The organism is Nocardioides alpinus, from assembly GCF_900112035.1.
Taxonomy (GTDB): domain Bacteria; phylum Actinomycetota; class Actinomycetes; order Propionibacteriales; family Nocardioidaceae; genus Nocardioides; species Nocardioides alpinus.
Genome location: NZ_FOKC01000014.1, coordinates 105,974 through 116,466, shown reverse-complemented (window position 1 = coordinate 116,466; position 10,493 = coordinate 105,974). Strand labels below are relative to the sequence as shown.

At 70.0% G+C, this 10,493-nt stretch carries 12 protein-coding genes; 4 read left to right on the top strand and 8 right to left on the bottom strand.

All coding sequences use genetic code 11. The annotated features are described in order from the left end of the window. On the bottom strand, positions 1 to 1,292 hold a 1,292-nt coding region (locus tag BM127_RS20175; RefSeq protein ID WP_139227819.1), incomplete at its 3' end, for a DEAD/DEAH box helicase. A gap of 61 nt (positions 1,293 to 1,353) precedes the next feature. Further along, on the bottom strand, positions 1,354 to 2,025 hold the full coding sequence (locus BM127_RS20170; RefSeq protein ID WP_139227818.1) for a hypothetical protein: 672 nt from the start codon (positions 2,023 to 2,025) through the stop codon (positions 1,354 to 1,356). A 168-nt stretch (positions 2,026 to 2,193) separates the two neighbouring features. Between BM127_RS20170 and BM127_RS20165 the strand changes: the two genes are divergently transcribed. Further along, complete coding sequence (locus tag BM127_RS20165; protein ID WP_091201638.1) at positions 2,194 to 2,811, top strand: M23 family metallopeptidase; 618 nt, start codon at positions 2,194 to 2,196, stop codon at positions 2,809 to 2,811. Between the two features lie 121 nt (positions 2,812 to 2,932). Here BM127_RS20165 and BM127_RS20160 read toward each other — a convergent pair whose 3' ends face one another. The 5 genes from BM127_RS20160 to BM127_RS20140 form a co-directional block, all read right to left on the bottom strand. Continuing rightward, the gene (locus BM127_RS20160; RefSeq protein WP_091201636.1) at positions 2,933 to 3,601 is read right to left on the bottom strand and encodes an alpha/beta fold hydrolase; all 669 of its coding nucleotides are present in this window, start codon (positions 3,599 to 3,601) and stop codon (positions 2,933 to 2,935) included. 57 nt (positions 3,602 to 3,658) lie between these two features. Continuing rightward, positions 3,659 to 3,898: a hypothetical protein gene (locus BM127_RS20155; protein ID WP_091201634.1), complete on the bottom strand. Its 240-nt coding sequence runs from the start codon at positions 3,896 to 3,898 to the stop codon at positions 3,659 to 3,661. Between the two features lie 329 nt (positions 3,899 to 4,227). Continuing rightward, the gene (locus BM127_RS20150) at positions 4,228 to 5,706 is read right to left on the bottom strand and encodes a hypothetical protein (RefSeq protein ID WP_091201632.1); all 1,479 of its coding nucleotides are present in this window, start codon (positions 5,704 to 5,706) and stop codon (positions 4,228 to 4,230) included. 82 nt (positions 5,707 to 5,788) lie between these two features. Beyond that, positions 5,789 to 6,739, bottom strand: coding sequence for a class II glutamine amidotransferase (locus BM127_RS20145; RefSeq protein WP_091201630.1), 951 nt, complete (start codon positions 6,737 to 6,739; stop codon positions 5,789 to 5,791). Positions 6,740 to 6,805: 66 nt separating this feature from the next. After that, entirely contained in the window at positions 6,806 to 7,015 is a 210-nt protein-coding gene (locus BM127_RS20140; protein ID WP_091201628.1) for a hypothetical protein, read from the bottom strand. A gap of 215 nt (positions 7,016 to 7,230) precedes the next feature. Between BM127_RS20140 and BM127_RS20135 the strand changes: the two genes are divergently transcribed. Genes BM127_RS20135 through BM127_RS20125 form a run of 3 tightly spaced genes read left to right on the top strand, consistent with a single transcriptional unit; the run spans position 7,231 to position 10,001 of the window. Next, positions 7,231 to 8,460, top strand: coding sequence for an MFS transporter (locus BM127_RS20135; RefSeq protein ID WP_198554329.1), 1,230 nt, complete (start codon positions 7,231 to 7,233; stop codon positions 8,458 to 8,460). Positions 8,461 to 8,469: 9 nt separating this feature from the next. Continuing rightward, entirely contained in the window at positions 8,470 to 8,919 is a 450-nt protein-coding gene (gene msrB, locus BM127_RS20130; RefSeq protein WP_091201623.1) for a peptide-methionine (R)-S-oxide reductase MsrB, read from the top strand. After that, positions 8,916 to 10,001, top strand: coding sequence for an SDR family oxidoreductase (locus BM127_RS20125; protein ID WP_091201621.1), 1,086 nt, complete (start codon positions 8,916 to 8,918; stop codon positions 9,999 to 10,001). The genes msrB and BM127_RS20125 overlap by 4 nt, the downstream gene beginning before the upstream one ends. 68 nt (positions 10,002 to 10,069) lie before the next feature. Here the strand turns inward: BM127_RS20125 and BM127_RS20120 are convergent, their stop codons facing one another. Beyond that, positions 10,070 to 10,288, bottom strand: coding sequence for a hypothetical protein (locus tag BM127_RS20120; RefSeq protein ID WP_091201619.1), 219 nt, complete (start codon positions 10,286 to 10,288; stop codon positions 10,070 to 10,072). Between the last annotated feature and the right edge of the window lie 205 nt (positions 10,289 to 10,493).

Here is a 10,493-nt window from a genome sequence, read left to right as displayed (position 1 = left end):
ATCCGCTCCACCGAGACGGCGGTCTGGGCGAGGTCGCCGCGGTGCTTGGGGAACAGCACGCCGCGGCTGACCTCACCGACCTGGTGGCCGGCGCGCCCGACCCGCTGCAGCGCACTCGCCACGCTGGGCGGTGACTCGATCTGGATGACCAGGTCGACCGCGCCCATGTCGATGCCGAGCTCGAGGCTGCTGGTCGCGACCACGCAGGGGAGCCGGCCGCGCTTGAGGTCGTCCTCGATGATCGCGCGCTGCTCCTTGGAGACCGAGCCGTGGTGGGCCTTGGCGATGATCGTCTCCGCACCGCTGCTCTGCCCGGACTGCGCCATGATCTGCGCTGGCGGCGTTCGTGCGTCGCCACCTTCTTCCTCCGGCACCCCCGCCCGCTCCGTCGCGATCTCGTTGAGCCGTGCGGTCAACCGCTCCGCCAGCCGCCGCGAGTTGGCGAAGACGATCGTCGATCGGTGCTGCTCGACGAGGTCGACCACGTGCTCCTCGACGTGCGGCCAGATGCTGGTGGCGCGCCCGGGGTCCTCGGAGTCCTCGTCGTAGTCGCCCGGCATGGTCATGTCCTCGACCGGGACGACGACCCTGAGGTCCCACTCCTTGGTGCTGGGCGGGGAGACGATCTCGACGGGCTGGGTCCCGCCGAGGAAGCGGGCCACCTCGTCGAGCGGGCGGACCGTGGCGCTGAGACCGATCCGCTGGGCGGGCTTGTCGAGCAGGTGGTCGAGCCGTTCGAGGCTGATGCCGAGGTGGGCGCCCCGCTTGGTGCCGGCGACCGCGTGCACCTCGTCGATGATGATCGTGTCGACGTTGCGCAGCGTCTCGCGCGCCTGGCTGGTGAGCATCAGGAAGAGCGACTCGGGAGTGGTGATCAGGATGTCCGGCGGTGTCGTGCCGAGCTTGCGCCGCTCGGCCGGGCTCGTGTCACCGGAACGGAGCCCGACCGTCACCTCGGGCACCTTCTCCTGCAGCCGCTCGGCGGTGTTGCGGATGCCGGTCAGCGGGGCGCGGAGGTTGCGCTCGACGTCGACGCCGAGCGCCTTGAGCGGGGAGATGTAGAGGACGCGGGTGCGCTGCGCCTTCTCCTTGGGCGGCTCGGTGCTCATCAGCCGGTCGATGGCGTGCAGGAAGGCGCTGAGCGTCTTGCCGCTGCCGGTGGGTGCGACCACGAGCGCGTTCTTGCCGTCGGCGATGCTCGACCAGGCGCCCTCCTGCGCGGGCGTCGGCCCGGCGAAAGAGGCCTCGAACCACGCGCGCGTGGGCGCACTGAAGCGGTCGAGGGCGGTCATGCGTGCAGTCTGTCACCGGGGTACGACAGCCGCTCCGCCCTTTGGGGCTGGACAGGCGACGTCAGGCGACCGTGGCAGCCTCGGCCGCGGGCTCGCGCTTCCGCGCTGGGCGCCGTACGGCGGCCACCAGCAGGCAGAGCCCGCCCATGGCCGTCAGGTCCCCGGAGTACGCCTCCCACCAGGGAGCGGCGTCGAAGGGCCCGATGGCATAGGTGAAGGCGGCGACCAGCGGCGATCCCAGCACCAGGAAGATCGACCCTGCTCGGACCCATCCGCGGGCGCGCACGGCGACCCAGGTCAGCACCAACGACGGCACCCACAGGAGCATGAACCCGCCGCTTTCCAGAGCGGGCTCGACGACCTCTCCGGCCAACCCTGAGCGTCGCGTCGCGAGACCCACGTTGGCGAGCACCAGCGCGCTGAGCGCGAGCCCCGCTGTGATGCCCGGCCCGGGCCAGAGCTCGGAGGTCGCCCACGGAAGCAGGATCAGCGCGAGCGCGACCAGGAGCAGCGACAGCCCTGCCAGCTCGGCTGCCTTGCCCACCGGCACCCACGGATCCCCGATGAACAGGAAGTCGTAGAGGTGATCCATGCGCTGGTTGCACGCCGCGGTCTCCTGCTGGCTGCCCCAGGGGCAGTGGCCGGCCCACCGTTGCCACGAAGCGAGGTGCAGCAGTACGCCGGATGCGACCAGGACGAGTCCGGTCAGGACCCGCATCAGTCTCAGCGCCACGACATCCCCCTCTGACGTCAGTGTGCGACAGGGGCCGTCAGGGCGCCAGAGGCCTTCACGTCACGGGGCCGGGGGAGCGGCTGGAGCGCGGCGACGGGGGTGTCATGCTGCCGTGACACGTGCGAATGCAGCAGGGCGCAGTTCCCAGACGACAGGCGGGGGTTACTGATGCAGTCGGCGATCGACCTGACGTATCCCTTCGAGGGGCGCTGGCTGACCCAGAACAGTCCTGCCAACCGAGTGCCCAGTCACGGCACCGTGCTGCTGGCTACCTCGTACGCGATCGACTTCGTGCCCGTCGACGGGCGAGGGCGGACAGCACCGTTCAAGCTCGGGTCGCTCGTCCGCCCAGAACCGGCTGAGCGGTTTCCTGGCTTCGGGCGGGTCATCCTTGCCCCTGTCCGAGGAGTGGTGGTGAGGGTTCACAAGACATCCCTCGACCACGAGTCCTACCGGGGACTGCCGTCGGTGGGCTACGCCCTCACCCAGCGCGGCCGGGTAGCAGCAGGGTGGGAGTCGTTGGCAGGCAACCACGTCATGATCGAGACGGGTGACGGCGCGGTGGTTGCGGTGTGTCACCTGCAGCAAGACCGCGTCGACGTGCGCGTTGGTCAGGAGGTGGGGGTCGGCGAGGAACTCGGACGGTGCGGCAATTCCGGCAACAGCACCGAACCTCATGTCCACATCCAGGCCATGGACGGCGTGGATGTGCGACACGCCGCAGCTGTGCCAGTGACCTTCGGCGGTCACCTACCCCGCAATGGCGCGATCATCGACGTGAAGTAGAGCACCGCCTTCATCGCGCCACTCCACCGCGACACAGCACCCAGGATGGTGCCTCCGCAAGGTGGACGAAGGTTTGTCCCCGTCCGGTGACATCGTCGCTCTGAACAGCGAATGTGATTCCTCAGGCGTCCCGCTGTGCGGTGATCTCACCGGCGAAGTGGAGCAGCGCGGCTGCGACCGCGTTCGGTTGGCTCAACGGGGCGTAGTGGCCTCCCGGGATCTCGATCGGCTCGATGCCGAGGCGGTCGCTGATGTGTCGCCGCATGAACGGTGCCGGGAAGAACCGGTCGCCGGTGGCAAGGATCGCCCTGGTGGTCGCGGGGTGGTGTCGCTCGCCGGGCCATGGGCTCGACATCCACTCGCCCTTCTGGTCACGTCCCCGTGACCGCGCCCCATCGGCCAGGGCCGCCGGGACATCGTCGAAGAACGTCACAGCCGGATCTGCGTCGACGTCCTCCAGATGGTGGCCGGTGTTGGTCCACCAATCGACGAACGCCTCACCGGGCGACGGGATCATCCCCGCCAGGTAGACCAGTCCCTCTGCCTGCAACGCATCGCGGACCAGCGGTGCGGTGAAACCTCCGAGCGAGTGGCCGACCACAATGACATCACGTCGGTCACCGACGGCAGCCGTCACGACGCTGACATATTCCTCGAGCCCCGAGCGGGCGTCCTCGATCGGCAGGTCGACCGCCACCACATGGTGGCCGGCACTTTCGAAAAGCGGAGAGACCCGGTGCCAGTCCCAAGCGGTCGAACCGCCACCGTGGATCAGGACGAACGTCGCCATGCGTGACTCACCGCTTCATCGAAGGAGTAGCAGAGGCCCAGAACGAGCCACCCGTGCTCACCGGGCAGCCCACTCACTCGTGGTCAGCAGCTCCTCCATGTCCCACCCCGGATTCTTGGCGGACGTCGAGGACACGGTCTCCATGGCGAGGTCGGCCTCGGCGCCCGCCATGACGACATCGTGCGTGAGGTGCTCTCGTCGGGTGAAGGTCTCGTTGCAGCCGGGGCAGCCCGGTGCCGGGAGCCCCAACGCTCCAGCTGCAAGGTGAGCCATGGTGTCGTGCTTGTCGTCGGTCATTGCGACCTACTTCCGTGTGCGATGCGCCAGACCCGAGTCGTCGCGGAGTTCGCGCACCTCATGTGGAACCCGGATGCCGCACACACCTCGACCCTAGCCGCAACACGTGTCGTCGCCCATGAATGATCTGACCAGCGGGCTCGACGCCTCGCCGCAGAGCCCGGGACTGCCTACCTCGGTCACGACGGTGCATGTGTCTCGTGGCATCTGGGCGTAACCAGCAGTGCCGTAGCCGCATCCAGCGGGTTGCAGCCGCCGCCGCCTTCAGGATGCGTCCCATTCCGCCGCGATCGCCTCAGGCTGCGGATGGTGCGCCCGGCTGGCGGACTTCAGGCTGGGTAGATGTCGACTCCGGCTGGGGCTTCGAGGATCAGCCGAGCTTTTTCGGGGTGGATGCGGTGAGTGCCGGTGTGGTCGACGAGGAACCCCAGGCCGTGGGGTGTGAGCCAGACGTAGCGGCCTTCGCCGCACTGGCGTGACTGGTAGCCCGCGTGGGTCTTCCAGCGGTGGTGTCGTCGGCCCAGCGGGCCGCAGTTGTGGGAGCCGGTCTGGCCCGGCGGGGGTTCTCGACCAGAGCCGCGGTCGAAAGGCGTGGGGTGGTCGAGGTCGACGTGGCGGCTGGTGGAGGTGGCGTAGGGCCAGTAGTCGCCGCCGGTGATGAGGTGGACCTGGTCGCGCAGCGTCTCGGGGTGTTCGTAGGCGGTGTAGCGGACCCGGTCGGAGAGGTCCTTGACGGGCTGGACCTTCACGACAGATCGGGCGAGGAGCTCGGTGAGCCTGGTGAGGGTGAGGGGTCCGAAGCCCTCGGCCCGAGCCACGCCGTCCTCCCCGTGGAGCGCGGCTTCGTGGAGGTGGACGTGGAGCACGGCCTTGGGCGTGAGGGGTGTGAGGTCGAGGTCGCGGAGCTTGTCGAGGAGGTCGGCTGGGAACGCGAGCGCACGTGACATCGGTGCCGGCTGCGGCTCCGGCTCATCGGGGTCCGTGTCGAGGTCCAGCTCTGGGTCGGACGCTGCATCGGGCTCGGGGTCTGTGTCACGGGTGGTGTGTTCGAGGAGCAGCGTGAAGAGCTCGGCGGGGCGTGCGAGCCAAGCGAACGCGAGGGCCCGGAGCTCGTCGGGGCTGGCGTCGGGATGGCGCGGGGCGATGATCTCCGCAACCCGGCACAGGGTGGCCTCGACCGCAACTGCATCGCCGGCGTCGAGGCGGGCGATGAGCATCCGCAGGCCGTACTCGTCGGTGCGGCCGAGTCGGGCGAACCGGGCGCGGCGTTCGGCCTCGCACTTCTCGTCGTGCAGGGCGGGGTCGGCCTCGATGATCTTGGCCTCGGCGACCGCCAGGACGCGGCCGGATGCTTCGGTGGCGACCATCCGTGACATCGCGGAGTCGACCAGACGAACCTTGTCGGCGTCCAGGTGGCGCGAGAGCTTCGCGATGCGCCGCGCGATCCAGACGTCGCACTCCCCGCGAAGGCAGACCGCCCACGTCAGCGGGAGGCGGTGCTGGAGGTCGAGGACGTCGGCGAGAGCGTTGCGAGACGCCATCACACCGGTGCCGCGGGCCAGAGCGATCTCGCCGAGGCAGAAGTCCTGCACGCCGGGGGTGCCGTCGCCGCCGACCTGGACCAGCACGTTGCCCAGACGCCGCGCCACCGCACCGTCAGGACCCTCGGTCGGGTCGCAGGAGTGCACGACGGCCCACTGCGCAAGCACCTCGAGATCGTGGACTTCCGCCTGTCGACGGGCCTGCACAGCCTCGCCGGCTCGGGCCAGGAGCCCGGCCGGTTCGAGGTCTGTCAGGTCATCGATCATGTGTTCGATTCTACCGATGACCACCGACATCAGCCATCACGACGCCGGGCCTGTGGAGAGGGTCGAGCCAGCCTCCCAGTGCTCAGACCTTCAACCGGTCGACCCGCCGGGTGACGCGCTCGTCCGCCTTCTCGAGGAACACGATCTCGCCGAACTCGACGGACGACCAGCCGTCCTCGTCCTCCGTCAGGGGCTCGGAGGCGAACATGGCGACGGTCGCCTCGTTCTCGTCGCACGCCTCGAAGTCGTACGACGTGTCGTCGCCCGGGACGTGGCGACCCAGCAGCAGGTGCATCGGCTCCAGCAGCATCGAGAGGGCGTAGTCGTCGGTGCCCGGCCCCGACTCCCGCAGCTCCTTCCAGTCCCCGGCCGGGTCGGTCTCGCCGTGGTGCCCGAGACCGACGTTGACGCCGATGATCCGGTTCGGAGACACCAGGGCCATCTTCAACTTGGTCAGGGCTGGGAGGTCGAGGTCCTCCATCGCGCGGGCGATGAGACGGACCATCTCCTCTACCGCCCGCTGGACGTCCTCGTCGCCGTCGCCCTCGAGCAGGGACAGCAGGAGCACGTAGAGGAACTCCGTGTCCGTCGTGCCCCGCATCTGCTTGAGGTACCTGTCCTCGCAGTGCTGCAGCAGCTCTCGCTGGAGGAGCATCCAGCTCGGCAGGTCGCCGTTCTGGGCCATGATCCAGGGCGTCTCGTCGAAGGAGAAGGGGTGGCAGTTCTCGTCGACCATGACGACCTTCGAGTCATAGCTGGCCGCGCGCACGTGGCCCAACACCGTGCTGGCCTGGAGGCTCGGGATCATCCGGGTGGCGTTGTCGTCGTTGAACGCGGCCATGGGCCGGTGGTAGATGAAGGGGTCCTCCGGCTTGAGCAGGTGCTGGCTCCAGGCGCCGAATCCCCAGCCGGCCAGGTGGAGGTCCGGGTAGTGCTCAGGGTCGAGTGCCTGGTTGACGAGGCTGTTCGACGGCGTCAGCAGCAGGCTCTCGAGGGGAACTTCTGGCCCGATGTAGGCGAGCACTCGGCACATGGGTGTCCTTCACGGGTGGGGGTGTGGCGTCGCCACCCTATGGTCCGAGCTCCCCGACGATCGGGCTCAGGGACGGTAGGGCTTGTCCTCGTGCCGCGGGTCCGACCGGGGATAGCCCGCCTTGGGCTCCCGACCGTCCGGCTGCGGTTCCTCGCCGCCCGCGCTCTGCTCCGGCGGTGCCTCTGCCGGGGTGTCGAGCGCGGTGGTGTCCCGGAGGCCGTCGGCCCCCACCTGGCCCCTGCCGGTGGGACCGACCCACTCGCTGCTCGAACCCATGCCCCCCGCTGCTCCCTCGGGGCCGGACGCGTTCGGTGTCGACCGTCGCTCCTCGGATACGGATGCGGGTTCGGATGCGGGTGTGGCTGTCGTGTCGTCCGGGCTGGTCATGGACTCGTCCCCTCGCTGGTGGATGGCTGTCATCCCGTTCCCCGCCTGGCGATCGCCATGCACCGGGCGCCAGCGCGCCCCGACGCGCCGTTAGGCTCCGGCACGTGAGTGCGCGGGGTCCGATCTGGCGCCAGCCGGGGATGGCGTCGCTGTCGCTGATGACGTGCGCCGGATTCTCCGGGTACGCGGTGCTGCTCACCGTCGCTCCGCTGTGGGCGGTCGAGGGCGGCGCGGGCACGGCCGGCTCCGGGCTCGTCAACGGCGTGCTGCTGCTGTTCACGGTGCTGACCCAGCTCTTCGTCCCGCGGGCGCTGCACCGCTTCGGCTGGGGACCGGTGCTCACCGTCGGACTGGTACTGCTGGGTGCTCCGGGAGTCCTGCTGTCGCTCAGCGACGACCTCGGCGTGATCCTGGCGCTCTCCGCAGTCCGGGGAGTGGGGTTCGGCGTCCTGACGGTCACCGGGAGTGCCGCCGTCGCCGCCCTGGTGGGCGAGGAGCGTCGTGGAGAGGCGATCGGGGCGTACGGCCTGGCCGTCGCGGTGCCCAACCTCGTCCTCCTCCCCGCGGGACCGTGGATCGCCGAGAGCATCGGCTACTGGGTGGCGTTCGCGCTGAGCGCCCTGCCGCTGGTCGGCATCCCAGCGGCACTCCGACTCGCGTCGACGCTCCATCTCGGTGCACCGGACCTGCACCCGCGCGTGGCCGGGTCGACCGACCCGGTCGACCCACCCGGCCCACACGACTCCGAAGCCGCCGCCTTCCGGCAGCTGCTGCGACCGATGCTGATGCTGCTGGCTGTCACGCTGGCGGGCGGGGCGGTCATCACGTTCACGCCCCAGGTGGTCGACCGACCCGCGGTCGCGGCCGGTGGCCTCCTCCTGATGGGCCTGGCTGCTGCGCTCAGCCGGTGGCGCGTCGGGGTGCTCGCGGATCGTCACGGCGCTCAGCCCTTCCTGGTGCCGCTGATCCTCCTCACCGGGGTCGGGATGGCGCTCGTGTCGTGGTCGGTCGCGACCTCCGGCAGCGTCCGGGCCGGCTCGTTCCTGGCGGCGATGCTCCTGATCGGGCTCTGCTACGGAGCACTGCAGAACCTGACGCTCGTGATCTCCTTCGCAGCCGTCCCACGTCGACACCACAACCGCGCGAGCGCCGTGTGGAACATCGGCTTCGACGCAGGGACGGCGCTCGGCTCCGTGGCCGTGGGCGTCGTGGCCGAGCTCACGAGCTTCGCCACTGCCTTCCTGATCGCGGGTGCGATCGCGCTCTCGACCCTCCCGCTGGGACTGCAGCGGTACGCCGTCAGCGCGACCCGGAGGTCAGGACCCGCTCCCTAGGCTGGTCGCATGTTCACGCGACGTCGCCGACCCGATCCCGAGGTAGTGCACACGGACGCTGAGTGGCAGGCGCGTCTGGGCCCGGAGGCCTACCGCGTGCTCCGTCGCTCGGGCACCGAGGCGCCCGGGAGCAGCCCGTACGCGCACCCGACCGCGGGAGCGGACGGCGTCTACCGGTGCGCGGGCTGCGAGGCCGAGCTGTTCCGTGCGGAGGACCAGTTCGACTCCGGGACTGGCTGGCCCAGCTTCTCGGACCCCGCGGCGCGCGACGCCGTGGAGGTCCGCACGGACTTCAAGCTGCTCGTCCCGCGACGCGAGGCCACGTGCGCGCGGTGCGGGGGCCACCTGGGTCACGTCTTCGGGGACGGTCCGCGGCCCACCGGGCAGCGCTGGTGCATCAACGGCGCCGCACTCACGCTCGACGAGACCTCAACTGATCCGAACGGAAGAACCTCGTGACTGCCAGACCGACCACCACCCCCGGCCGTGCACTGGTCGTGGGAGCCACCGGGATCGTCGGGCAGTCCGTCGCTCGCCGACTCGTCGACGCCGGTTGGGAGACGTACGGGCTCTCGCGGAGCGGCACGACGCCGCACCCGGACGTACGCCCGGTCCGCGCGGACCTCAGTGACCCCGCCGGCCTGACGCAGGCGCTCGCGGATGTCCGACCCGACTTCGTGGCGATCACGGCGTGGACCCGGATGGACACCGAGGCGGAGAACATCCGGGTCAACGGGGGAGCGGTGCGCGACCTGCTCGCAGCGTTGTCGCCGGGCGGGTCGCTGAAGCACGTCGCGCTGATGACCGGGCTCAAGCACTACCTCGGCCCGTTCGAGGCCTACGGCCAGGGCGAGATGCCCGATACTCCCTTCCACGAGGACGAGGAGCGGCTGCCCTACCCCAACTTCTACTACGCGCAGGAGGACGAGCTCTTCGCCGCCGCCGAGCGGGACGGGTTCACCTGGAGCGTGCACCGCTCGCACACCGTGTTCGGCTTCGCCACCGGGAACGCGATGAACATGGTCGCCACGCTGTGCGCCTACGCGTCACTGTGCAAGGACCGCGGGCTGCCGTTCGTCTTCCCCGGGTCGGAGACGCAGTGGAACGGGCTCACCGACGTCACCGACGCCGACCTCCTCGCCGAGCAGATGCTGTGGGCGGCGCAGGCTCCCGCCGGTCAGGACCAGGCGTTCAACACCGCCAACGGCGACGTCTTCCGGTGGCGCTGGCTGTGGCCCCAGGTCGCGGCGTGGTTCGACCTCGAGTGGGAGGGGTACGCCGGAGCGCCGCGCACGCTGGAGGCGTCGATGGCCGGCATGGAGCCGGTGTGGCGCGAGCTCGCGGCCACGCACGGCCTCGTCGAGCCGGACCTGTCGCGCGTCGCCTCGTGGTGGCACTCCGACGCCGACCTCGGCCGGGAGATGGAGGTCGTGACCGACATGAACAAGAGCCGCACTGCCGGCTTCTCCGCGACCCGCGACACGAGGGCGACATTCTTCGACTACGCCCAGCAGTACCGCGACGCACGCGTCATCCCGTGAGCGCGAGGACTGCCGCGGCCCGGTGCTGATGATCCGGGCCGCGGCAGCGCTGTGAGGGCGAGGAGGACCTAGCCGGCGCAGATGCCCCTGGCCGTCTCGTTCTTGCCCTGGCCGCCGATCGCCTTCACCACGTCACCGACGTTGGTGAAGCCGAGGGCGCCCTCGGTGTTGATGGTCTTGTGGACCTGTCCGAAGCACGCGGCGTCGGACGGTGCGGCGTTCGCGGTGCCGGCGAGGCCGACGAGCGCGAAGGCAGCGATGGAGCTGGCGGCGAGAATGCGCTTCATGTGACATCCCTTCCTCAGTGGGCGGCCGGGGTCCGCCCGTTACTCCCTTCTCCCCGGCCAGGGGCCCGTCGGATGCAGGAGGGCACGAACTTTTTTCGCGTACGTCGTACGCGCCCGGGTTTGCGTGCGACGACCGACCCGGCGATCTCCGCCCTCCGCAGCGCCACCCAGGCGGACGGTCCCTGTCGTGGGAGGGAAGGCAACG